The organism is Pseudoalteromonas sp. JB197 (genome assembly GCF_002332205.1).
GTDB classification, from domain to species: domain Bacteria; phylum Pseudomonadota; class Gammaproteobacteria; order Enterobacterales; family Alteromonadaceae; genus Pseudoalteromonas; species Pseudoalteromonas nigrifaciens.
This window is the reverse complement of the sequence record NZ_NRGZ01000001.1, coordinates 235,085-257,224: the sequence shown is the minus strand read 5'-3', so window position 1 is coordinate 257,224 and position 22,140 is coordinate 235,085. Positions and strand designations below refer to the sequence as shown.

Genomic DNA, 22,140 nt, shown 5'->3' with positions numbered 1-22,140 from the left:
GTTCCTATAAATTGGTTATTTAAGCTAAATTATCAACATCTATATTGTGCTTTTTAATCAGTTTATAAAAATCTGAACGGTTACGTTTAGCTAGTTTTGCGCCTTCGGCGACATTTCCACCAGCCATTTTAAGGGTGTTTATTACGTAGTCGCGTTCAAATTCTTTTTTAGCGTCGTTTAGCGACAATGGCTCTACATTTTTTTCGTTGCTATTTAATGCACTTAGCACTAAATGCTCTGAAATAACTTCGCTTGGGGTAAGTGCTACAACTTGCTCTACCACGTTTTGAAGTTGGCGAATATTACCTGGCCAGTCGTAACGCACGAGTGCGTGCATGGCGTCGTTGGCAAAGTGTTTTTCGCTTTGCTTCATTCGCTTTGCAATACTGGCGCTAAAGTATTGTGCAAGTAGACTTATATCTTCGCGACGCTCGCACAAAGGAGGGAGTTTTAAATTAACCACGTTTAAGCGGTAGTATAAATCCTCCCTAAACTGCTGATTTATAATCGCTTCGGGGAGGTTTTTATGAGTTGCCGATACAATGCGAACATCTATGGCTATTTCTTCTTGAAAGCCGACTGGACGTATGGTTTTTTCTTGCAATACGCGCAGTAACTTAACCTGTAAATTAAGCGGCATATCACCTATTTCATCTAAAAATAAGGTGCCTCCCTCAGCTTGTTGAAACAGTCCTTGGTGATCTTTTATTGCCCCAGTAAACGAACCTTTTTTATGACCAAATAATTCTGACTCTAGCAGTTCACCCGGTACTGCGCCGCAGTTTATCGCTACAAATGGGCCTTTACTTACATGGCTATGCTGATGAATAGCTTGAGCTAATAACTCTTTACCCGTACCACTGGCTCCCGATATTAATACGTTAACTTGCGTTGGCCCTAGCAGTTTAACTTGCTCTAGCAAATGTAGCATAGCGCCGCTACGGGTAACTATATTGCTAGTGGGTATTATTTCATCGGCATTTACGCCATGTATTTCTATCGCTTTTGCTAAGCTGTCGAATAACTCGTCTTTATCTATTGGTTTGGTAATAAATGCAAAAATGCCTTGTTTGGTAGCCTCTACCGCATCAGGAATAGAGCCATGCGCTGTCATCATAATAACGGGCAATGCCGGATAGCGGCTTTGCAATTGGCGGTGCAGTGCCATGCCATCCATTTCGTCCATGCGCAGGTCGGTTACTACGGCATCGAACACTTGGCTTTTTAATATTTGTAACGCAATTAGGCCGCTCTCGCAGGTGGTAACCTCGTAGCCTTTTGATTCGATACGAATAGCGAGCAATTTTAATAAGCTGGCATCGTCATCCACTAATAATACTTTTGCACCTTGCGGTTTTATTGCTGGCATAACTACTGCTCCTTAGTTTCTTCGCGTAATAACAGTTGCTGCTCTATGGTTGCTAATGACGAGAGCGTTTGTTGCATTTTATTATTAAGTGCTTGCTGCTCTTTTTTAGCATTTATTTGTAGTGTTACTTGTTGTTTTTGTAGCCATAAATACTGTTTTATATCATCTGGCCAATAGTAAGCTTGGTCAAGTTTAAGTAATTTACTCATTACCGTATTAGGATCGCTACTAGTGTTTAAACACATAAATTGAAAAAAGTTTTTTAGTTCTTTTTCGCCAACAAAATCTTTGTTATCTGGGGTTAACTTAAAACCACCACATTTATTAGCATGCCAGGCTATTACTTGCTCCGCAGGGGGATACATAGGATCGCTTTTAGGCCGAGGCTTTGGGCTTGGCTGGCTGTTTTTATCGCTCGTTACTTTAGTTTGAGTTTGCGCCACTGGGCTATCAACCACTTGCTGTTGGGGGTTATTAGTTTTGCACCCCGATAAAATGATGGCACTGCCACACACACATAAAATAGCCATTAAACGCGAGGTCATGCTAGTTAACTCCTTGATTTGTTATTATGGGAAGCGTAATTAAAAATCGACAACCTTGGGGTTCATTTTGCTCTATTAATAATTGTCCGTTTAATTGCTCTACTGACTCTTTAACAATAGTTAAGCCTAAGCCACTGCCTTGTAGCGTAACATTTTTGCTATGCTTACCTTGATAAAATGCGCTAAAAACATGTGCTTTTTCGTGCTCTTTAATTCCGCATCCCTCGTCGCTTATCGCCATTTTTAGCTTACTGTGCTCAAAGGTTAACGCTACAGATACTGCCTGCCCGTGTTGTGAAAACTTTAAGCCATTAGAAATTAATTGCACTAAAATCATTTCAATTAACTCCCCAGGTAACGCAAGCGCCTTATTAGGTAAGTTGTTATGCCAAATAAGGGTTTGCTCTCGGGCTGTTAGGCGGTGCTCAAAATGACTATTAATTTTATTAATTAAATGATTAAACTCAACCTCACTTACGCTGTCTTTACTAGTACGAATCGCGTTATAACTAAGTAGGCTGTCAATCATAGTACGAAGGCGCACCATAGACTGGCTAATAAGCTCAAGTACAGCGCGTTGCTCTTTAGTTATAGGGCCAACTATTTCATCGCTGAGCAAGTCGGTGCCCTCGACCATTGAGGCTAGAGGTGTTTTAAGTTCGTGGGTAACGTGGCGTAAAAAGGTGTCTTTTTGCTGCTCAAGTATATGTAACTGAGCTTGCACCCATTGTAATTTATTACCTAATTCAACTAGCTCTGCTGAGCCTTGCACGGCTATTTTTTGTTGCCAGTCACCTTGCCCTAATTTACCAATAATTTTAGTCAAGCTTTTTAAGCGGCCACTTATACGCCACAAAAAACCGCCTCCTACTAAGAGTGTTAGCGGAATTAGCGCCACCAGCCAGTTAATAAATGAAGTTTGTAACTGCGCTATTTCTTTTTGATTATTAGTAATTTGGGTTTCGCTTTTATCGCGTAACCATAAGGTAAGTTCGGCGAGTAAATCGCTAATAGGTAAAAACAAGGCTACCTGCTGTTGTTTTTGTTCAACAAGTTGAGTGTGTGCTAGTTGCAGAGTATTCGTTAAACGCTGCCATTGTGCGGTGTGACTTTTACTGGGCGCTATACGTGTAAGATCTTCAATACTTTGTAGCGATGCTTGCCACTTATCAACTATGAGCGTATCGAGTGACTCACTTTTTAGCACCCAATTTTGCCGAGTAGCGCGCTCTAAACTATTGAGTTCTTGTTTTAAAATATTAAACGATTTAGTTACTTGGTAGTTATTACTAACAATTTGCTGAGTTACAGCTAACTGCTTATTAAGCGCATTTAAAAATACAATAACCACTAACGATAAGGGTAATAACGACAGCAGCATACTCATTACAAACTGGCTAATTAAATTAGGGCGCCAATTAAGTATTGCTTTGTATTTTTCAGCCATCATTGCTGGCATTGCATCCATCCTTTAGTAACTTTAAACAGCCTATTATTAAGCGTTTAAGTTATACACTAGCTGAATCAATTTACATATCTGTTATTCGTACTGTAAAGCCGCTTGTTGCCAAACAGCAACAACTCAACTCTTTGATTTGTATTGCTTCTTTATTTATAAGCCAAATTTCGTTGCAAAAAACACACAGATACCTGTAAAACTTGCTTAACCTATAACACCAAAAACCATAAGCAACTGAATTTAAAAGATAAAAATAATTGGCATCGTTTTTGTAATAGTTAATTTAAGTTTATCTTATAAGGAAATGACCATGAGTAATCGCTTTTTAATTATTATGCCAATCGTTGCGCTAGGCTTTTTGAGCGCTAACGCGCTGGCAATGGATGTACAAGCTACTTTTAATGAACTTGATAAAGACAGTAACGGTACTCTCAGCGAAGCTGAAGCTGGTGAGGACGCCGTACTTCATGAAAACTTTTCACAAATAGATACTGATCAAAATGGTCAGCTGTCGCTAGATGAGTTTAAACAGTTTATTAAGTAACTAACCTAGTAACCAAAGGAGTTTTTTATGAAACAGCTTATAGCCGCATTTTCGTTACTGTTCTTAGTTATTAGTGCTACTGCCCTGGCTTCATCGTTTAATGCTCGTTTTGCTTTTTTAGATAAAAATATGGATGGAAAAATATCTATTACCGAAGCCAAAAAAGATAAAGAAGTAATGAAACAGTTTTCTGATTTAGATGTAAATAACGATGAAATGATCTCTAAAAAAGAGTTTGAGGCGTTTAAGCCTTAAGTTTAAATTCAAGTTTAGCCTTGTAAAATTAACTAAAAGTATTTGCTATAACCCCTGAGGGAGTGTGTAAATGGATTTAATGTTGGGCGTTAAATTATGGCAAGTACTTTATTTTATTCCGAATGACATTAAAATGAGCTTTGCGAAGGAGCACCATGAAGATACGCGCTTGTTTAGTTAGTTGCTTATTATTACTAAGCTTTAATTCATTAGCACTTGATGTAAAGCAACGTTTTGATCACCTTGATACAGATCAAAGCGGCTATTTAATTCACCATGAGCTTGAGACTCAACCGCACTTACTAAACAACTTTAGCAAATGGGATAAAAACCAAGATAATAAAATTTCATTGGTTGAATTTAAAAATTATCTTACGAATAACCTCTACTGAGTAATTTATGAAAAATATAAGCTATATAGCGCTCGTTGCGCTTAGTATTTGTAGCACACCAAGCTTTGCCAGCAGCAATAACATTGCCAAGCAATTTGAAAAATTTGATCGTAACCAAAACGGCTTATTAAGCCGAGCAGAAACAGCCAGTGACCCTGCCCTATGGTCTCGTTTTGCAAGTTACGATAAAGACAAAGACGGCCACCTTTCTTTAAGCGAATTTACACTTTATGCAAGTCAGTAATTAATTTACCAATAAATTAACTGGCTTACTCTGCACAAATAACAATCCAACCACCTCAAGTGGTTGGTATTATAAAAGTGAGTTTGTTATGTTAAAGCCATTAACAATAAAAATAAGCTCACTATGCCACTCAAAAAAATAATCAAACCTTTGCTACTCGCTTGCCTTTGCGCAGGCTCAAGCCTTGCGGTTGCGCAAACTAAAGTTATTTACAACGCCAACGGCTACACACCTTTGTACAAAGGTGAAGTTCAGCAATTCTCTACTTTAGTTATAAAAAACGGTAAAGTAGTTAAACTTGGCGGCGATACGCTAAAAAATAACTTTCCTGATGCCAAGCTTATTGACGCCCATGGCAATACCCTTTTACCGGGTTTAATTGACGCACACGGCCACATTATTGGTTTAGGCAATAACCTGTCTCAATTAGATTTACGCGGTGCGCTTTCTATTGATGAAGTTACTAATAAACTCAAAGTATTTGCAAATAACAAACAAGGTTGGATTATTGGCCGTGGCTGGAATCAAGAACTGTGGCAAAAAAAGCAGTTTCCTACCGCTGCCGATTTAGACAAAGTAGTGAGCGATCGCCCTATTATACTGTCGAGAATTGATGGCCACGCTATTTGGGTAAATAGTAAAGCCCTAGAGCTTGCGGGTATTACTGCAAACACCCAATCGCCAGAAGGCGGCGAAATTATCAAAGACGAATTTGGCAATCCTACTGGTATATTTGTAGATAAAGCAGAATCGTTAATTAAACAATTTATGCCAAAACCATCAAAACAAACCATTAGTGACTCTTTAGATGCTGCCGGTAATCACTTATTAAGTTTAGGGATTACCTCAACCCATGATGCGGGTATAGATAAAACCACTTGGGAATTATATAAAGAACGCGGTGAGCTAGGTAATTTACCGCTGCGTATTGTGGCTATGCTCAGCGGCGCGAGTCCTGATTTAAAAACCATGTTAAAAGCAGGTCGATACCAAGATGCCAACGACTTTATGTCTATTCGCAGCGTTAAGGTTTATGCTGATGGCGCATTAGGTTCGCGTGGCGCCGCGCTAATTGAGGATTATGCCGACAGAAAAAACCACCATGGCCTAATGCTCGAAACCCAGCAAAAACTAGAAGAGTTATTTACGCTTAGTTTTAAAAGCGGTTTTAGCGCTAACACCCATGCAATTGGCGACAAAGCTAACCACGTTGTACTAGATGCGTATAAAAATGTGTTTAAAGCAACCGGCGGAATTTTACTGCGCAACCGTATGGAGCATGCACAAATAGTAACGCTTGATGATATTAAGCGCTTTAAAACATTAAAAATTATCCCTTCAATGCAACCAGTGCATGCCACCTCTGATATGCACATGGCAGAGCAACGCTTAAGCGAAAAGCAATTAGCGGGTGCTTATGCATGGCAAACCTTTTTAAAACAGGGATCAGTGATTGCAGCAGGGTCTGACTACCCAATAGAACTGGCAAATCCTTTTGATGGCTTGTATGCAACAATTACTCGTATGGATCACAACCAACAGCCAACCCAGGGCTGGCGCGCTAGCGAAGTATTAAGCCGTGAAGACGCACTACGTGCTTTTACCCTAGGCGGTGCTTATGCAGCGCATCAAGAGTTTAAAGTGGGTAGTTTAGAGCAAGGAAAGTGGGCCGACTTTATTTTAATAGATAAAGATTATTTTAAAGCACCGGTCGATGAGCTATATAAAATAAACGTATTACAAACATGGATTGCAGGCAAACTTCGTTACGAAAAAGAGGCTGTAACTGCACAATAAGCTGAATACAAACTGAAAATAACAAATTAATGAGAAAATTTAATTAAAGTAATCAAAATGTGTGTCGATAAAGTGGGGTAATTTAAAAATCCCCTTATGTTTCAGGAAGAAAACATGTTATCAAAAAAAATATCTCTTACTTTATCGGCACTTTTTACCCTTTCACTTTCAGCTTGTTCTAGTCACCCTGTTTACAATGGTCACGCTCCTCATAATGACTATTCTCATAACACAAGGCATGTTCAAAATGACTCGCCTCGCGTGAGTAACTGGCAGTTTCCAGAAAAAAACTACCGCCCAATAAATAGCAGTAAGTTACTTAGTAATTACACCGAACAATTAGCCATGAAGCTAATTGAAAATATGAATTACATAAATAGTAATACCCCTATTGCCATTACTTCTTTTGTAAATTTAGATGACAACCTACAAACAACTAATATTTTTGGTAACCATTTAGCTGAGAGCTTTATTACTGAATTACAAGAATTTGGATTATCTGTTGTAGATTACAAACACACAGGTACTGTACATGTAACCCCAAATGGCGACTTTTCATTTAGTCGTAATGGTCGAGAAATAAAAGGCTATCCGCATATTGAATACACTTTAACCGGCACGCTTACTTATACTAATCGCGGTGTTATTGTAAACGCACGTATTATTGGCGCTAAATCAAAAGTAGTGGTGTCTTCGGCTAAAGGTTTTGTGCCTAGTTTTGTGGTTGAGTCGTTATATCCCACTCGCCGCGTTGACGGCATAGCGCTTGACGCAATCTTATAAAAACCAAAAAAGGATTAGTTTAGGCTAATCCTTTTTAGTCTCTGGCTGTTTATTACGGTATAATTTAATAATATGATACGCGTTTACAAACGCAAGTAAGCCATTAGTAAACGCAACGGGTACTGCACCAATAGCTAAGCCATAAATAGTAAAGGCGATACAGCCAAATAAATTATACCAACGCAGCTTTACCACGTCGGTCATTGTTAACGATGCAACCAGTAAAGCAGATGCTATATAACCTAAATATTCCCAACTCAATTGTTCTCTCCTAGGCTTTAGGTTAGCATTGCACTTTAGTACATTGAATCTGTACAACAACGTAACAGCTAAATAAAAGTTAACCTATAAATGGCTTAAAACTCTGTTGGTTATCAGTAGCTATACTGCTTAAATAATTAACCCAACAGTGCCAGCCCATTATATTAGTAGCACCTGACATGTTAATTAAGTTAACATAATTTCTTAGAGCTTTGATGCTATAGCCATTAAGGTGCAATAAATAGGACAATTGTCCGAAGAGTATGATTGATGTTTCAATACCATTTTTCCAGTTATCTTGTTGATCAGCTACTTACCTTTGCCGGCAGTAGTTATCAGCAATCAAAAAAAGAAATATTAATACAACAAGACCAACCTTTAACTAAGTTGGTACTTGTGCGCAGCGGAACTGTGTCGTTTAGTTACGATGTAGGTAACGGACGACGCCTGCTGCTTGGTCAACTCGATTGCAATAACACCCTCATTGGTGAAATAGAAGCGCTCAATAATAACCCCTGCATTTATACAGTAACTTGCTTTAGCGATGTAACTTATAATTTAATTGAGTTGAAGCATTGGCGTGCGTTATTACTTGAAAAACCTGAGCTGAGTTTATACACAGCACAAACTATAGCGGCTAAATTTCAAGAAAATCAAAAAATAAACCTAGATAAATTATTACTGCCACTGAGCTATAACATAGCTAAAGACTGCCTACTAAGAGCCGAAAACAACAACCCTACACTGCTGCGTGCATACCCTACGGTAAATGCCGAAGCAGAACGTTTTGCAACCACTGAGCGCGCTTACAGGCGCGTTGTAACAGAACTCGTAGAAAAAAGCTTAGTACAAAGAAGTACCCAAGGTTTATTAGCAGTAGATATACCGCGCCTAAGCCAATATGTAGATAGCTTTGCGCAATTGTAATTTATTACATCAGGTTACATAGGTTGAAACGTTAAGTTTTACCCATAAAAAAAGGCCTTAATGGCCTTTTTTTATTTATGCAGGTTGATTATTTTTCTAGCAAAATGTCATGTATTTTTGCTAGGTCTGATTTGCCAGCAATAATTTCATCCGGTGTTAAACCCGATAACTCATGCGGAAACACTAGCCATTCTTCAGACTCATGAATATAGTAATCTGGCTTCATGTCTACTTTAGAGTTTTTAGGCTTGTAGTAAGGGCATGCAATGCGAATATCGCGCGGTAAGTTTAAACGCATTAGCTCTGAAAGCTTTTCTTTTAATGCAAAAATACTGCGGCCAGAGTCAAACACATCATCAACAATGAGTAATGAGTCACCTGCATTAGCATTTTCTACAATGTAGTGTAAACCATGTACTTTTATTTCTTTAGATTGCTTACCAATGCCATAATAAGACGATGTACGTACCGCAATGTGGTCGGTTTCAATGCCTTTGTAATCGTAAAATTCCTGCACTGCAATACCTATGGGTGCACCACCTCGCCAAATACCAATAATGAAATCTGGACGAAAGCCATCATTATACACTTGCGCTGCTACGCGAAATGAATCTTCAAGTAATTGTTGAGCCGTGATATAGCACTTATCTGACATAGTTAGGATCCCAGTGGTGAGTACAACATTTGAGCGCAGCTTAGATTAAAGCTGTAAATGAAACGTTCAAACATCTAAGGCGAGGGATTTTACCGTAATTTAAATCAAAATGCTTGTTTGCAGCACAAAAAAATAGGCACCAAACGGTGCCCATTATAATTTCTTAATAAACTAACTCTGCAAATATTACGCTTTTTCTAACAAGGTGCGAGCAACAGTACGCATACCTTGTGTGGTAGCGCCTGCAGCCCACTGGTTAGTACTGCTCATATTAAATGCAGCTGCTAGGTCAATATGCACCCAGCCTTTGCCATCATTTGCTACAAAGCGCGATAAGAAACCAGCCGCATTTGATGCACCACCATAACCACCGCCTTTTTGCGCACGGCTGTTAGCTGTATCGGCATAAGCCGATGGGCAGTTTTGCTGATGCCACTTTTCAAGTGGTAATGGCCACGCTGCTTCCATTTCTTGAGAAGCAAAGTCTTCAACTTCACGTACTAGCTCTTTATCAAGTGCAAACAAAGCATTGTACTCTTGGCCAACAGCAACTAGCGCAGCGCCAGTTAGTGTTGCAGCATCAATAATTAATGGCGCACCAGTCTCTCCTGCAGCCATTAAGCCGTCAGCTAATACTAAACGCCCTTCAGCATCAGTATTTACAATTTCAACTGTAGTACCATTTTTATACGTTAAAATGTCACCTAATTTATAAGCATGGCCAGAAATTAAGTTTTCTGCACAGCATAAAAACAGCTTAATACGTTTTTCAATACCGCGATTAATAGCCAGCGCTAAACCAGCCGTTACTGTAGCAGCACCGCCCATATCGCACTTCATGCCTAGCATACCTTCGCTTGACTTAATTGAGTAACCGCCTGAGTCAAAGGTTATACCTTTACCTACAAGCGCAGCGCTTACTGGCGCATTTGCGTCGCCTGTTGGGTTGTAGTCAAGTTCAAGTAATACTGGCGGGCGAACACTACCACGGCCAACAGCATGAATACCGATCCACTGTTGCTCTAATAATGCATCGCCTTTAATAATTTGATAGCTCACATGCTCAGGCGCTAACGATTGAATAAATTCAGCGGCTTTTTCAGCAAGGCTTTCTGGATAAATGTCATCGGCAGTGCCGTTAACCATTTCGCGAGCCCAAATAGCTGAGGTTTTTAAGTTACCTAGCTCTTTAATATCTGACTGTGCGTTGTCAACAAAGGTAACGCCATTTAACGATTTAGGGGTTACAAACCCTTGATAAAACGCCCACTGGCTTTCGGTACACCAAGTATCGCCAGTTAGTTCAACAGCTTTTACGCCTTGAGTAGCAATAGTACGTGCTGCTTTTTGAACATTTTTTAATGTTTCTTGCTCAGATAAATGAACGGTTGCCCCGTGTTCATTAAAAGATAACGACGCGTTTTCGCCCCAATGGCTTGGTGCTGACTGCTCGCTTAGTTGAACAACAAATTTTTCACTCATGTTAGAATATCCTTGCACTTAAATGTGCCACCGAGTTTACTATAGAGCGCTTGAGTTCCCAACAGCTTGAGATAAATAACATAAATTACGCTACGGAAGTTATTATGAAGTACCAACCTGCCCTGCAATCAGCCACCTTATTAAAACGCTATAAACGTTTTTTAGCTGATTTACAGCTCAGTGATGGCTCAGAGTTTACCGCCCATTGTGCCAATACAGGTAAAATGACTGGCTGCGCTGAACCCGGTTTTAATGCTTTTTACTCCACCAGTACTAATAGCAAACGCAAATATCCGCAATCGTTAGAGCTCACCCAAAATAGCTTATCGCAACTTATTTGCGTTAATACCGCAGTAGCAAATAAAGTGGTTGCTGAAGCTATAAATGCCAATATTATTAGTGAGCTTAACAATTATGAACAATTACAAAGCGAAGTTAAATATGGCAACGAAAACAGCCGTATCGACTTTTTACTAACCAGCGATGAGCGTCCTAATTGCTACGTTGAAGTTAAATCGGTAACGCTCTTAAGCCAAGATAACCCCCGCAGTGGCCAAGGCTACTTTCCTGATGCACCAACTCTGCGCGGGCAAAAACATATTCGCGAATTAATAGAGATGGTGGAGCAAGGTCATCGTGCAGTATTACTTTTTGCTGTACTGCACCAGGGAATAAATCTGGTAAGCGCTGCTGCTCATATAGACAATAAATATGCACAGTTACTAAATGAGGCAATTAACCAAGGCGTTGAGGTATTAGCATATAAAGCAGATATTTCTACCAACGAAATTATCTTAAAAGAAAAGCTCCCTTTTATATAATCATCATTTAATACAAAGTGTTGTAATTAGGTTTTGGTAAATACAAATATAAAGCAGCGGTAATGGGCTAAATATATAAAGTAAACTTTAAGTAACAGCTTGTTTTTTAACTTTTAGCCCACATATATAGGCAAGTTTAGAAACCGATAATGCGATTAAAAAAAGTACAAATATTACTTATCATACTTTTAAATCAATAAACGTGGTTACAGCTAATTAGATTAATTAAAAATAAATTTGCCTAGGGTATAAGATTCTGTTATTTATACCGCCGGCTAATGCTGAGGCATTAAATTAAGGATTTAGGAGAGAGTTATGCCAAACCAAAATAGATTAGGATTATTGGCTCAAGCCGGTTTAGAACCATACCAAGAAAAGCCTGGTGAAGAGTATATGAATGAAGCACAACGTCTTCATTTTAAAACAATTTTAGAAACTTGGCGTAACGATTTACGCAACGAAGTTGATCGTACTAAATCGTATATGCAAGATGAAGCTGCTAACTTTCCTGATCCAGTTGACCGTGCTGCGCAAGAAGAAGAGTTCTCTTTAGAACTTCGTACTCGTGACCGCGAACGCAAACTGATCAAAAAAATTGAAAAAACAATCAACTTAATTAAAGAAGATGATTTTGGTTTTTGTGAGTCTTGTGGAATCGAAATTGGTATTCGCCGCTTAGAAGCGCGCCCGACTGCTGATTTATGCGTAGACTGTAAAACACTTGCAGAAATTAAAGAAAAGCAATCTGGACGTGGCTAATTAACTTATATTAGTTATGTTTACTACAGCCGTTATTACGCCAACGCGTAAATACTGCGGTCGCTTTGCACCGTCTCCTTCTGGGCCATTACATTTTGGCTCATTAGTAGCGGCTGTAGGTAGCTATCTTGATGCTAAAGCTAACCAAGGAAAATGGTTAGTTCGCATCGAAGATATAGACACCACTCGCGTTGTAAAAGGCGCCGACACCGACATTCTAAATACCTTACAAGCCTATTCTCTGCACTGGGATGAAAACGTCGTTTATCAAACACAACGTTTAGATTTATACCAAGATGTTGTTAACTCTTTACACAATAAAAACCTTGTTTATGCCTGTAGTTGCTCGCGCAAACAAATTAAAGCTATTGGCGGAATTTACCAAGGTCATTGTAAAAACCTGCACCAAGATATAACCCACAATGCCCTGCGCCTTAGCCAAAGCTTTGCCACCAACCAATTTAACGATTTAATTCAAGGCGACATAAACGTTAATAACGCCTTTGCTGCTGAAGATTACATAATAAAGCGCAGCGATGGTTTATTTGCCTACCAGCTTGTCGTGGTAATTGACGATATAGACCAAGGGATCACGCGCATTGTTAGAGGAGCCGACCTAATTGAGCCTACCGTTCGTCAGATCAGTTTGTTTAAACAACTTAATAGCCCAGTACCCCAATTTGCTCATTTACCCTTAGCGGTTGCAAAGCCCGGATTTAAGCTCTCAAAACAAAATTATGCGCCAGCAATTTGTAAGCAAAACCCTAAACCGGTACTTATCGATGTGTTCGCGTTTTTAGGCCTAGCAGTACATAATCAGCTTATGGACTTAAATATTGAGCAACTACTTGCATGGGGGGTAAATAACTTTAGCTTAAACCAAGTGCCAAACCTTGCTGAAATTCAAATTTAGCAGCCCACAACTCCCCGCGCGCAATAATTTAGACCTTTAAGTAAATAAAAATCGCTAAAAATGGCTTAATTTCAGTGCAGCAACTTAATTTTTAAACCTTGCTGGTATATGATAGCCGCCTAAATATATGCTATTTACATTAATCAGCCAGTAATAGGTTATAACACCTACATTTGCTGTAATTTTGATTGCAATGGCAAGTCAATCAACACCCTCTAGGAGACAGACTATTATTTCCAAGCTTTTTCAATTTTGTCGACAAATAATCGGCCCAAATGCCAGTGCCGAAAACACGGCAATAAGCAGCGAACCGCTAGTGATCTCACGAGGTGAACATGGTATTTCTCGTAAACAATTTAGCCCAAATGCAATCAAAGTTTTATACCGTTTAAAAGACGGTGGTTTTGACGCCTACCTAGTTGGTGGTTGTATTCGCGATGTATTGTTAGGTCAACAACCAAAAGATTTTGACGTGGTAACAAATGCCACGCCAGAACAAGTTAAAAAGTTATTTAGAAACTGTCGCTTAATTGGCCGCCGCTTTCGTTTAGCTCACATTGTATTTGGTCGTGAAATAATAGAAGTAGCCACCATGCGCGGGCACCACGAAGCACCAGAGGACAAAAACCAAATAAGCCAATCGAGTGAGCAAGGGCAATTGCTACGCGACAACGTATTTGGCAGCATTGAGGAAGACGCAGAACGCCGTGACTTTTCAATCAATGCACTTTATTACTCAATTAACGATTTTTGTATTTACGATTACGCCAATGGTTTAGCCGCAATAAAAGCCAAACAAATTGAGCTGATTGGCGATCCAGAAACGCGTTACCGTGAAGATCCGGTGCGCATGCTACGTGCGGTACGCTTTGCCACTAAGCTAGATATGAAAATTGCATCAAACAGCGAAAAGCCGATGACTGCTTTAGCAAGTTTGCTAGATAACATACCACCAGCGCGTTTGTTTGAAGAAATACTCAAACTGTTTTTAAACGGCAAAGCACAAGCTAACTACTTAATGCTGCGCAAATACGGCCTATTTAACTCACTGTTTCCAGAGCTAAACCGTATTTTAGATAATAATCCTGGCGGGCTTGAAGCCACTTTTATTGAAAACATGTTTAAAAATACAGACGATCGTATTAACGCAGATAAAAAAGTAACCCCTGCGTATGTATTTGCTGCGCTACTTTGGTTTCCGCTATTAGAGCGCACTAAAACAGTACAAAATGAAGAGCAGCTCTCTGAATACGATGCATTTTCGCAAGCAATTAATAGTGTACTTAGCGATAACGCCCAGCACATAGCTGTTCCTAAACGCTTTACTTTAGGCGCACGCGACATTTGGCATATACAGCATCGTTTAGATAAACGTGCCGGCCAACGTGCATACAGATTAACGCAGCAACCTCGCTTTAAAGCCGCATACGACTTTTTATTAATGCGTGTGGAGGCAGGCGAAACACAACATAGCGAGCTAGCTCAGTGGTGGACACAATATTTGAGCCTAGATATTAATGGCCAAAAAGAAATGGTAAGAACCTTGGGTCAGCCTGCGGGGCCAAAACCACGCAGACGCGCTCGCCGTCGTACACCTAAAAAGCCAACAGAGTAACTTCTATGCACTGTGTTTATTTAGGTTTGGGTGCCAATTTAAACTCACCAAAAAAGCAGCTTGATAACGCTATTGCCGCGCTTAAAAAGCTGCCAGATTGTGAATTTATAAGTGTTTCGCATTACTATGCGAGTAAGCCCATGGGCCCACAAGACCAACCTGACTATATTAACGCCGTTGCCTGCATAAACACTACGCTTAGCCCTGAAAAGCTGCTTGATTTAACCCAAGCAATTGAGCTTGAGCATGGCCGTGTTAGAAAAGCCGAGCGTTGGGGGCCACGTACTTTAGATATAGATATGTTATTGTTTGACGCACAAACAATTAATACCGAGCGCCTTATAGTGCCTCATTATGGTTTAACTGAACGTGAGTTTGTTGTGTATCCACTGCTAGAACTTGCGCCAAAACTTATTTTACCCAGCGGCATTGCACTACACACTATTGCAAATACATTACCGCTTAACAATTTACAACAATTACCACAGTAATTAACTAAGGCTTATGCCGGTGAGAAAATTATGTCTAAAATAACAGTTTCAACTTTAAATAAAATGAAAGCAGAAAAATATAAAATTACTGCTTTAACAGCTTATGATGCCAGTTTTGCTAAGTTATTTCATGATAACGGCGTTGAAGTTATTTTAGTTGGCGACTCTTTGGGTATGGTATTACAAGGCGGCGACGATACACTTGGCGTAACTAATCAAGATATTGCCTATCACACTCGTTGCGTACGTGCGGGTAGCCGTGAGCTGTTTGTAATTGCTGATATGCCGTTTATGACTTATTCGAGCCCCAATGACACCTGTAAAAATGCCGCTGAGCTAATGCGTGCTGGTGCTAACATGGTTAAGTTAGAAGGGGGTGAATGGCTTTTTGAGAGCATTGAAGCCCTAACTCAACAAGGTATTCCTGTGTGTGGTCATTTAGGCCTAACGCCGCAGTCGGTACATGTGTTTGGTGGTTTTAAAGTACAAGGGCGTGCAGAAGAGCAAGCACTAAAAATAATTGCCGATGCAAAAGCCCTTGAAGTGGCTGGCGCACAATTATTAGTACTGGAATGTATTCCAAGCGCACTGGCAAAACGCGTTACCGACGCATTAACTATTCCTACTATTGGCATTGGCGCGGGTAATACTACCGATGGTCAAATATTAGTAATGCACGACTTAGTAGGTATTTCTGCTGGGTTTATTCCTAAATTTTCGAAAAACTTTTTACTCGAAACAGGCAATATGCCTGAAGCTGTTAAAAAGTATTGTACCGATGTAAAAAGCGGTGCCTTTCCAAGTGCCGAACACGAGTTTAAATAATGCAGTCAATTACTGAAATTAAATCATTACGTAGCCAAATTAAAGCATGGCGCCAAGCCGGATTAAGCATTGCCCTAGTACCCACTATGGGCAACTTGCACTTAGGCCACTTTTCGTTAGTCGAAAAAGCAAAAATGATGGCCGATAAAGTCGTAGTAAGCATTTTTGTTAACCCTATGCAATTTGGCGCTAATGAAGACTTAGACAATTACCCTCGTACCCTTGATGAGGACAAGCGTGGCTTAGCCGACCTTGAAACTGATATTGTATTTACGCCAAGTGTAGAGACTATTTATCCTAATGGTTTAGCTGCACAAAGCTTTGTAGATGTACCTGATATTTCATTAGGTTATTGTGGTGGTTCACGCCCAGGGCACTTTAGAGGTGTGGCAACAGTTGTTACTAAACTCTTTAATTTAGTGCAGCCAGATTACGCTTGTTTTGGCGAAAAAGACTTTCAGCAGCTACAAGTAATTAAAACTATGGCTCGCGACTTATCGATTCCGGTTGAAGTTATTGGTGTATCAACTATGCGTGAAGTCTCTGGGCTTGCTATGAGTTCGCGTAATGGTTACTTATCGAATGAGCAAAAAGACAGTGCCACCGCACTTTTTAAAGTGCTTAATAACTGCGCTGAGCAACTTAAAAGTGGTAATACAGACTTTGCTACGCTGGAAGAAACAGCCAAACAAAGTTTACAGCAAGCTGGATTAAAACCAGACTATTTTTCGATAGCTCAACGAGATACGTTAAAAGCTGCTACACTCGATGATAACAAATTTGTTATTTTAGCCGCGGCCTATTTAGGCAGTGTTAGATTAATCGATAACCTTCAGGTTGAAGTTTAATATAACCGCGACTTTCATTTAAGGATAAGCATGCATACTTTAATAAAAATGAGCGCAGTAGCCCTTACATTTATGCTATTAGCAGGTTGTCAGAATAACGCTGGAAATCCAGAGTTAAATCAATGTGCACAACAAAACTATCAATGCGAAAGTAGTTGTGAGCAACAATCAACTGGCGAAGGTTTAAAGCAGCAAGTATGCTCAGCTAAGTGTGTTGAGAGCTATAATCAGTGTAAAGCACAAGCCGAAAACTTAGGTAACATATAAGTATTAGGCTTGTACCTGAACAGTAAATATAAAAAAACCGCTCAATGAGCGGTTTTTTATTGCGTATAATTTAGTGACTTAATTTAAGCCTAACTTTTTAAGCTCAACTTCAGCCAATTTGGCTGAAAGCGGTACATAACCGTCTTTTTCTACAATTTTTTGCCCATCTTTCGACAATACCATTTTTAAAAATTCAGCTTCAATTGGTGCTAATGGTTTATTCGGGTGCTTGTTCACGTAAAGGTATAAAAAGCGCGACAGCGGATACTTACCTTGTGCTACATTTTCAAGCGTTGCATCAACAAAGTGGCTGCCTTTTTTGGCCAGTGGAACTGTGCGTACACCAGAGGTTTTATAGCCAATTCCTGAGTAGCCAATCGCGTTCAATGAAGATGAAATAGACTGCACTACAGATGCTGAACCCGGTTGCTCATTTACGTTATTACGAAAGTCGCCTTTACACAGTGCTTTCTTTTTAAAGTAACCATAAGTGCCTGATACCGAGTTACGCCCATACAATTGAATATCTTTAGCAGCCCATTCTCCAGTTAAACCTACGTCACTCCAGCGGTTAACTTGCTGCGTTGCACCGCACTTACGAGTAGATGAAAAAATAGCATCTATTTCATCAATACGTAGCCCTTCTATAGGGTTGTCTTTGTGTACAAATACCGCAAGTGCATCGATGGCAACCCGTACTTCTGTGGGTTTATAACCATAGCGTTTTTCGAATGCTTCAACTTCTTTTGATTTCATTTTACGGCTCATTGGCCCTAAATTTGCTGTGCCTTCGGTTAATGCCGGTGGCGCAGTTGATGAGCCAGCTGCTTGTATTTGAATATTTATATTTGGATAAATACGTTTATATTCTTCAGCCCAAAATGTCATCATGTTCGCTAATGTGTCTGAACCTACCGATGAAAAGTTCCCTGAAACACCACTAATTTTTTGATACTCAGGTAGTGCGTTATCCAAAGCGACTGCTTGTGCAGATACAAACGTTGTAACAGCCACACCCATTGCGGCAACTAAGTTTTTAAATTTCATGTGGGGTTCTCCAATTTGTTCGTCCCATTTTTTAACTGTGTTCACTGTAAATTGTGTAGATGACAGTGATATTACCCTTAAATGACACTTTTATGACTTGCCACTTGTTTGTACTGTGCTGCTCATAGGTACTATTTTATTACTTGAAAAATCAAAAGAAAAACACGAACCTTGACCCAAAACACTACTAATATTTAACTGGCTATTGTGGCGAGTTAATACGTGCTTGGTAATTGCGAGCCCAAGGCCTGAACCACCTGTAGTGCGACTGCGCGCTTTATCTACCCGGTAAAAACGCTCCGTTAAACGATTTATATGCTCAGGCGCAATACCATCACCATTATCGGTTACGCTAAAGCAAGCTCGATCGTTTTGACGCTGCCAACATATTGTTATTTTCCCGCCTGGTTTAGTGTAATGAATGGCGTTAAAAACTAAATTAGAGAATGCACTGCGCAGTTCATCTGCTGATCCGCTAATATCTAAGGAAGTATCAATATTAAAAATAAGCTGATGCTTTTTTTGCTGATTAATTGAGTTCGCTTCTGTTTGAATATAGTTAAGTAGTAAGGGTACATTAACCGCTTTATCCTTATTTTGCTTACGCGCACCTTCTATACGTGATAGTGATAGCAGCTGAGTAACTAAACTGTCCATGCGTTTGCATTGCTCAAGCATAGTATTTTGGGCTTTATTCCACATTGCGGGCGGTGGCATCATGTCGCTATCCATCATCTCAAGATAGCCTGTAACCACCGTGAGCGGGGTTCGCAGTTCATGCGATACATTGGCAACAAAGTCTTTGCGCATTTGTTCTAGTTGCTTTAAGCGGGTTACATCGCGTACTACTACCATTAACTGTGTGCTGGCATAGGGCATAACTCTAAACTCAAGTATTTGCTCTATGTTATGACCACTTTCAAGCTCCAGTGGCTCAGTAAATTGGCCGCGGTGCATATACTTAGCAAATTTAGGCTCACGAATTAAGTTATCAAGCCGCTGTCCTTGATCTGTAGGCCACTGCAATCCTAATACTTTTAATGCCAGTTGATTGCACCAATAAATGCTTAAATCATTTTGCAGCACTATCACCGCATCAGGAATGGCTTCGGCACCATCACGAAAGCGATGAATTAATGCCGATAGTTCATTACGCTTTTTACGATTACGATGTTGCAGCTGGTAAATACCTTCGAATACCTGCTCCCATGCGCCCTCTCCTTCGGGCGGGTTAAAGCTTTGTTGATTAAGTAACCAATCACTTAAACGATAAAGTTGGTAATAGTGCCAAATAAGCAGCGAAAATGAGCCTAAAAATAACAATAAAAAAGGGGCACCTACTAACAGCCCTATTAGCAGTAAAGGTATAAAATAGATAAACAGCCGTTTAACTAAGGTGCGTTTATTAATAACTCTATACATACACTGTTACCTTAAAGTCACTATCCATTGGTACTTAGTTAAGCTGCAAGCACATTATAATTTACTTGAAAAGCGATAACCTGCTCCGCGTACCGTTTGCACTAAGCGGTCATGCCCTAAGGGTGAAATAGCTTTACGTAAGCGGCGAATATGTACATCAACCGTACGGTCTTCAACATATACGTTAGTACCCCAAACTTGATCAAGTAATTGCTCGCGGCTATATACGCGCTCGGTGTGGGTCATAAAAAAGTGTAGTAATCTAAATTCGGTGGGCCCCATATCAAGCTCACTGCCACCAGAAGTAACACGATGCGAAATAGGATCTAGGCGCAGGCCATGTACGTCAATTGCTTCTTCTAATGAGGTGGGCGACACACGACGTATAACCGCTTTAATGCGGGCCATGAGTTCTTTGGGCGAAAATGGCTTAGTAACATAGTCATCGGCACCTACTTCTAGGCCGCGTACTTTGTCTTCTTCTTCGCCACGAGCGGTGAGCATAATAATGGGAATAGCGCGTGTGTATTCATTTTGTTTAAACTTTTTAGCAATTTGAATTCCGCTACCCCCTGGTAACATCCAATCGAGTAATACCATATCTGGGTATGGCTCTACCATTGCCGCAATAGCAGAGTCGTAATCTTCTGCTTCAATTGCCTGAAATCCATTTTGTTCTAAAACAAAAACCAACATTTCTCTGATCGGTGCTTCATCATCAACGACTAATACTTTACGTGACATTCCATTTATCTCTTAGCTATCGAATTTGTTTTCATTATTATGACTAAGTATGACACTTTTATGAAAACCTAGCGCGTAAGTTAATATAACAGTAAAAAAACACAAAATAGTGACAAAATAAATATTTACACGCAATTATAGCGATAAAGCAAAGCGTATAGCAGGATCATTATTTTACTAACATTGTGTGTTAAAGCAGCCAACTTTGCTCAGTTAAATAGCATACGCTAACCTAGTAATACAATTATGATCTGCATTGTGATGATCTTAAATTAAAAGATCAGAGTTTTATTAAGTAGATCCTTCCAGGGATCACTATTATACCCAGTGAAATAGCTAAGCTGATGATTGTTTGTACTATTCTTTTATTTAATAATGAATTTAAGCGCCAACTAGGGCTAAAATACCGGTTTACTTAGTAAAGTAATGATCTCAAACTGATCACGTTAGTAATTCAGTGATCCTAATTACCTGCTGTTAGTAAGATATTGATCCCTAAACGGCATAAAAAAAGCCAGTGACAATGCAACTGGCTTTAGTAAAAAGTCTAAAATGATCAATTATTTAATGCGTGGGTCTAACTCGCCGCTTAAATACTTAAGGTGCATTTCATCTAATGAAATTGGTTTAATTTTGCTAGCTTGGCCTGCTGTACCAAACGACTCATAACGCGAAATACAAATATCGGTCATGGCTTGAGTTGCTGCCGCTAAAAATTTACGCGGATCGAAGTTTGCCGGATTAAGCGCCAAATGGCGACGCACCGCACCGGTAGATGCTAAACGTAAGTCTGTATCAATATTAACTTTACGTACGCCAAACTTAATCCCTTCAATAATTTGCTCTACTGGCACACCGTAAGTTTCTGGAATTTCGCCACCGTACTGATTAATTATTTCTAACCATTCTTGTGGAACCGATGATGAGCCATGCATTACTAAGTGAGTATTTGGAATACGTGCATGAATTGCTTTAATACGATCAATCGCTAAAATATCATCCGTTGGTGGACGAGTAAATTTATACGCACCGTGCGATGTACCACAAGCAATTGCCAGCGCATCAACATGGGTTTTATTTACAAAGTCAGCCGCTTCTTCTGGATTAGTTAGCATTTGCTCAGAGGTTAATTTACCCTCTGCGCCAATACCATCTTCTTCGCCTGCTTCACCTGTTTCAAGCGAACCTAAAACACCCAGTTCGCCTTCAACAGAAACACCACACGCATGTGCCATTTCTACAGTTTTACGGGTTACTTCTACGTTGTATTCGTAGCTTGAAGGTGTTTTACCATCGCTCAATAATGAGCCGTCCATCATTACTGATGAAAACCCAAGTTGAATTGAACGCTGACATACACCCGGTGATGTACCGTGATCTTGATGCATAACCACTGGAATATGTGGCCACTCTTCAACCGCTGCTAAAATCATATGACGAATAAATGGGGCACCAGCATAAGCACGTGCGCCTGCAGAACCTTGCACAATTACAGGGCTATTGGTTTTGTCAGCCGCTTCCATTATTGCGCGCATTTGCTCTTGGTTGTTAACGTTAAAAGCAGGTACGCCATAACCATGCTCAGCGGCATGATCCAGAAGTTGTCGCATACTGATTAAAGCCATTGGGTTTTCTCCAATTTTTTGATAGCAGTTCTCTGCCATCTAGTTTGAAC

At 39.9% G+C, this 22,140-nt stretch carries 25 protein-coding genes; 15 read left to right on the top strand and 10 right to left on the bottom strand.

Annotation, left to right across the window (positions count from 1 at the left end):
• Nucleotides 1–19: 19 nt before the first annotated feature.
• The 3 genes from CIK86_RS01215 to CIK86_RS01205 are packed head-to-tail and all read right to left on the bottom strand — an operon-like array spanning nucleotide 20 to nucleotide 3,373.
• The gene (locus CIK86_RS01215; RefSeq protein ID WP_011327320.1) at nucleotides 20–1,369 is read right to left on the bottom strand and encodes a sigma 54-interacting transcriptional regulator; all 1,350 of its coding nucleotides are present in this window, start codon (nucleotides 1,367–1,369) and stop codon (nucleotides 20–22) included.
• Nucleotides 1,370–1,371: 2 nt separating this feature from the next.
• Nucleotides 1,372–1,914, bottom strand: a complete 543-nt coding sequence (locus CIK86_RS01210; RefSeq protein ID WP_011327319.1) for a hypothetical protein — start codon at nucleotides 1,912–1,914, stop codon at nucleotides 1,372–1,374.
• A 1-nt stretch (nucleotide 1,915) separates the two neighbouring features.
• A complete protein-coding gene (locus tag CIK86_RS01205; RefSeq protein ID WP_086998067.1) occupies nucleotides 1,916–3,373 on the bottom strand; it encodes a HAMP domain-containing sensor histidine kinase in 1,458 nt (485 codons plus the stop codon).
• A gap of 310 nt (nucleotides 3,374–3,683) precedes the next feature.
• Here CIK86_RS01205 and CIK86_RS01195 point away from each other — a divergent pair, with 310 nt between their 5' ends.
• The 6 genes from CIK86_RS01195 (at nucleotide 3,684) to CIK86_RS01170 (ending at nucleotide 7,388) form a co-directional block, all read left to right on the top strand.
• Nucleotides 3,684–3,917 carry an EF-hand domain-containing protein gene (locus tag CIK86_RS01195; protein WP_011327316.1) on the top strand — a complete coding sequence of 78 codons (234 nt, stop codon included), beginning with the start codon at nucleotides 3,684–3,686 and terminating at the stop codon, nucleotides 3,915–3,917.
• A 27-nt stretch (nucleotides 3,918–3,944) separates the two neighbouring features.
• Nucleotides 3,945–4,172 (top strand): hypothetical protein, encoded by a 228-nt coding sequence (locus CIK86_RS01190; protein WP_058372653.1) that lies wholly within the window; start codon nucleotides 3,945–3,947, stop codon nucleotides 4,170–4,172.
• A gap of 155 nt (nucleotides 4,173–4,327) precedes the next feature.
• Nucleotides 4,328–4,564: a calcium dependent protein gene (locus tag CIK86_RS01185; RefSeq protein WP_086998061.1), complete on the top strand. Its 237-nt coding sequence runs from the start codon at nucleotides 4,328–4,330 to the stop codon at nucleotides 4,562–4,564.
• A 7-nt stretch (nucleotides 4,565–4,571) separates the two neighbouring features.
• A complete protein-coding gene (locus CIK86_RS01180; RefSeq protein ID WP_011327313.1) occupies nucleotides 4,572–4,808 on the top strand; it encodes an EF-hand domain-containing protein in 237 nt (78 codons plus the stop codon).
• A gap of 123 nt (nucleotides 4,809–4,931) precedes the next feature.
• Nucleotides 4,932–6,605, top strand: coding sequence for an amidohydrolase (locus CIK86_RS01175; RefSeq protein WP_086998057.1), 1,674 nt, complete (start codon nucleotides 4,932–4,934; stop codon nucleotides 6,603–6,605).
• Between the two features lie 114 nt (nucleotides 6,606–6,719).
• A complete protein-coding gene (locus tag CIK86_RS01170; protein ID WP_086998054.1) occupies nucleotides 6,720–7,388 on the top strand; it encodes a FlgO family outer membrane protein in 669 nt (222 codons plus the stop codon).
• 24 nt (nucleotides 7,389–7,412) lie between these two features.
• Here CIK86_RS01170 and CIK86_RS01165 read toward each other — a convergent pair whose 3' ends face one another.
• A complete protein-coding gene (locus CIK86_RS01165) occupies nucleotides 7,413–7,649 on the bottom strand; it encodes a YgjV family protein (protein WP_058372650.1) in 237 nt (78 codons plus the stop codon).
• A 270-nt stretch (nucleotides 7,650–7,919) separates the two neighbouring features.
• On the opposite strand from CIK86_RS01165, the gene CIK86_RS01160 reads away from it, so the two are divergent.
• Complete coding sequence (locus CIK86_RS01160; RefSeq protein ID WP_086998051.1) at nucleotides 7,920–8,576, top strand: cyclic nucleotide-binding domain-containing protein; 657 nt, start codon at nucleotides 7,920–7,922, stop codon at nucleotides 8,574–8,576.
• 88 nt (nucleotides 8,577–8,664) lie between these two features.
• Here CIK86_RS01160 and CIK86_RS01155 read toward each other — a convergent pair whose 3' ends face one another.
• The gene (locus tag CIK86_RS01155) at nucleotides 8,665–9,231 is read right to left on the bottom strand and encodes a phosphoribosyltransferase family protein (RefSeq protein ID WP_011327308.1); all 567 of its coding nucleotides are present in this window, start codon (nucleotides 9,229–9,231) and stop codon (nucleotides 8,665–8,667) included.
• A 186-nt stretch (nucleotides 9,232–9,417) separates the two neighbouring features.
• Nucleotides 9,418–10,713 (bottom strand): aminopeptidase PepB, encoded by a 1,296-nt coding sequence (gene pepB, locus CIK86_RS01150; protein ID WP_086998047.1) that lies wholly within the window; start codon nucleotides 10,711–10,713, stop codon nucleotides 9,418–9,420.
• A 104-nt stretch (nucleotides 10,714–10,817) separates the two neighbouring features.
• On the opposite strand from pepB, the gene sfsA reads away from it, so the two are divergent.
• The 8 genes from sfsA to CIK86_RS01110 all read left to right on the top strand — a co-directional run bounded on the left by sfsA (nucleotide 10,818) and on the right by CIK86_RS01110 (nucleotide 17,252).
• Nucleotides 10,818–11,534, top strand: a complete 717-nt coding sequence (gene sfsA / locus CIK86_RS01145; RefSeq protein WP_086998044.1) for a DNA/RNA nuclease SfsA — start codon at nucleotides 10,818–10,820, stop codon at nucleotides 11,532–11,534.
• Nucleotides 11,535–11,849: 315 nt separating this feature from the next.
• Nucleotides 11,850–12,293 carry an RNA polymerase-binding protein DksA gene (gene dksA, locus CIK86_RS01140; RefSeq protein WP_086998040.1) on the top strand — a complete coding sequence of 148 codons (444 nt, stop codon included), beginning with the start codon at nucleotides 11,850–11,852 and terminating at the stop codon, nucleotides 12,291–12,293.
• A 16-nt stretch (nucleotides 12,294–12,309) separates the two neighbouring features.
• Nucleotides 12,310–13,206, top strand: coding sequence for a tRNA glutamyl-Q(34) synthetase GluQRS (gluQRS, locus tag CIK86_RS01135; RefSeq protein WP_086998037.1), 897 nt, complete (start codon nucleotides 12,310–12,312; stop codon nucleotides 13,204–13,206).
• 193 nt (nucleotides 13,207–13,399) lie between these two features.
• On the top strand, nucleotides 13,400–14,821 hold the full coding sequence (gene pcnB / locus CIK86_RS01130; RefSeq protein WP_176359698.1) for a polynucleotide adenylyltransferase PcnB: 1,422 nt from the start codon (nucleotides 13,400–13,402) through the stop codon (nucleotides 14,819–14,821).
• Nucleotides 14,822–14,826: 5 nt separating this feature from the next.
• A complete protein-coding gene (gene folK, locus CIK86_RS01125; RefSeq protein ID WP_011327302.1) occupies nucleotides 14,827–15,312 on the top strand; it encodes a 2-amino-4-hydroxy-6-hydroxymethyldihydropteridine diphosphokinase in 486 nt (161 codons plus the stop codon).
• A 30-nt stretch (nucleotides 15,313–15,342) separates the two neighbouring features.
• The gene (gene panB / locus CIK86_RS01120; RefSeq protein WP_086998032.1) at nucleotides 15,343–16,137 is read left to right on the top strand and encodes a 3-methyl-2-oxobutanoate hydroxymethyltransferase; all 795 of its coding nucleotides are present in this window, start codon (nucleotides 15,343–15,345) and stop codon (nucleotides 16,135–16,137) included.
• Entirely contained in the window at nucleotides 16,137–16,985 is an 849-nt protein-coding gene (gene panC / locus CIK86_RS01115) for a pantoate--beta-alanine ligase (RefSeq protein ID WP_011327300.1), read from the top strand. Before panB ends, panC begins: the two co-directional genes overlap by 1 nt.
• A 30-nt stretch (nucleotides 16,986–17,015) precedes the next feature.
• A complete protein-coding gene (locus CIK86_RS01110) occupies nucleotides 17,016–17,252 on the top strand; it encodes a hypothetical protein (RefSeq protein ID WP_011327299.1) in 237 nt (78 codons plus the stop codon).
• 78 nt (nucleotides 17,253–17,330) lie between these two features.
• Here the strand turns inward: CIK86_RS01110 and CIK86_RS01105 are convergent, their stop codons facing one another.
• The 4 genes from CIK86_RS01105 to fba all read right to left on the bottom strand — a co-directional run bounded on the left by CIK86_RS01105 (nucleotide 17,331) and on the right by fba (nucleotide 22,090).
• The gene (locus tag CIK86_RS01105; RefSeq protein WP_086998029.1) at nucleotides 17,331–18,299 is read right to left on the bottom strand and encodes a phosphate ABC transporter substrate-binding protein PstS family protein; all 969 of its coding nucleotides are present in this window, start codon (nucleotides 18,297–18,299) and stop codon (nucleotides 17,331–17,333) included.
• A 90-nt stretch (nucleotides 18,300–18,389) separates the two neighbouring features.
• Nucleotides 18,390–19,721, bottom strand: a complete 1,332-nt coding sequence (gene phoR, locus CIK86_RS01100) for a phosphate regulon sensor histidine kinase PhoR (protein WP_086998026.1) — start codon at nucleotides 19,719–19,721, stop codon at nucleotides 18,390–18,392.
• A 54-nt stretch (nucleotides 19,722–19,775) separates the two neighbouring features.
• Entirely contained in the window at nucleotides 19,776–20,465 is a 690-nt protein-coding gene (gene phoB / locus CIK86_RS01095; RefSeq protein ID WP_011327296.1) for a phosphate regulon transcriptional regulator PhoB, read from the bottom strand.
• Between the two features lie 560 nt (nucleotides 20,466–21,025).
• The gene (gene fba, locus CIK86_RS01090) at nucleotides 21,026–22,090 is read right to left on the bottom strand and encodes a class II fructose-bisphosphate aldolase (RefSeq protein ID WP_086998098.1); all 1,065 of its coding nucleotides are present in this window, start codon (nucleotides 22,088–22,090) and stop codon (nucleotides 21,026–21,028) included.
• Nucleotides 22,091–22,140 lie beyond the last annotated feature (50 nt).

Coding starts and splice junctions, on each gene's coding strand:
- CIK86_RS01215 (WP_011327320.1), bottom strand. CDS start 1,369: ATGCCAGCAATAAAACCGCAAGGTGCAAAAGTATTATTAGTGGATGAC.
- CIK86_RS01210 (WP_011327319.1), bottom strand. CDS start 1,914: ATGACCTCGCGTTTAATGGCTATTTTATGTGTGTGTGGCAGTGCCATC.
- CIK86_RS01205 (WP_086998067.1), bottom strand. CDS start 3,373: ATGCCAGCAATGATGGCTGAAAAATACAAAGCAATACTTAATTGGCGC.
- CIK86_RS01195 (WP_011327316.1), top strand. CDS start 3,684: ATGAGTAATCGCTTTTTAATTATTATGCCAATCGTTGCGCTAGGCTTT.
- CIK86_RS01190 (WP_058372653.1), top strand. CDS start 3,945: ATGAAACAGCTTATAGCCGCATTTTCGTTACTGTTCTTAGTTATTAGT.
- CIK86_RS01185 (WP_086998061.1), top strand. CDS start 4,328: ATGAAGATACGCGCTTGTTTAGTTAGTTGCTTATTATTACTAAGCTTT.
- CIK86_RS01180 (WP_011327313.1), top strand. CDS start 4,572: ATGAAAAATATAAGCTATATAGCGCTCGTTGCGCTTAGTATTTGTAGC.
- CIK86_RS01175 (WP_086998057.1), top strand. CDS start 4,932: ATGCCACTCAAAAAAATAATCAAACCTTTGCTACTCGCTTGCCTTTGC.
- CIK86_RS01170 (WP_086998054.1), top strand. CDS start 6,720: ATGTTATCAAAAAAAATATCTCTTACTTTATCGGCACTTTTTACCCTT.
- CIK86_RS01160 (WP_086998051.1), top strand. CDS start 7,920: ATGTTTCAATACCATTTTTCCAGTTATCTTGTTGATCAGCTACTTACC.
- CIK86_RS01155 (WP_011327308.1), bottom strand. CDS start 9,231: ATGTCAGATAAGTGCTATATCACGGCTCAACAATTACTTGAAGATTCA.
- pepB (WP_086998047.1), bottom strand. CDS start 10,713: ATGAGTGAAAAATTTGTTGTTCAACTAAGCGAGCAGTCAGCACCAAGC.
- sfsA (WP_086998044.1), top strand. CDS start 10,818: ATGAAGTACCAACCTGCCCTGCAATCAGCCACCTTATTAAAACGCTAT.
- dksA (WP_086998040.1), top strand. CDS start 11,850: ATGCCAAACCAAAATAGATTAGGATTATTGGCTCAAGCCGGTTTAGAA.
- gluQRS (WP_086998037.1), top strand. CDS start 12,310: ATGTTTACTACAGCCGTTATTACGCCAACGCGTAAATACTGCGGTCGC.
- pcnB (WP_176359698.1), top strand. CDS start 13,400: ATGGCAAGTCAATCAACACCCTCTAGGAGACAGACTATTATTTCCAAG.
- folK (WP_011327302.1), top strand. CDS start 14,827: ATGCACTGTGTTTATTTAGGTTTGGGTGCCAATTTAAACTCACCAAAA.
- panB (WP_086998032.1), top strand. CDS start 15,343: ATGTCTAAAATAACAGTTTCAACTTTAAATAAAATGAAAGCAGAAAAA.
- panC (WP_011327300.1), top strand. CDS start 16,137: ATGCAGTCAATTACTGAAATTAAATCATTACGTAGCCAAATTAAAGCA.
- CIK86_RS01110 (WP_011327299.1), top strand. CDS start 17,016: ATGCATACTTTAATAAAAATGAGCGCAGTAGCCCTTACATTTATGCTA.
- CIK86_RS01105 (WP_086998029.1), bottom strand. CDS start 18,299: ATGAAATTTAAAAACTTAGTTGCCGCAATGGGTGTGGCTGTTACAACG.
- phoR (WP_086998026.1), bottom strand. CDS start 19,721: ATGTATAGAGTTATTAATAAACGCACCTTAGTTAAACGGCTGTTTATC.
- phoB (WP_011327296.1), bottom strand. CDS start 20,465: ATGTCACGTAAAGTATTAGTCGTTGATGATGAAGCACCGATCAGAGAA.
- fba (WP_086998098.1), bottom strand. CDS start 22,090: ATGGCTTTAATCAGTATGCGACAACTTCTGGATCATGCCGCTGAGCAT.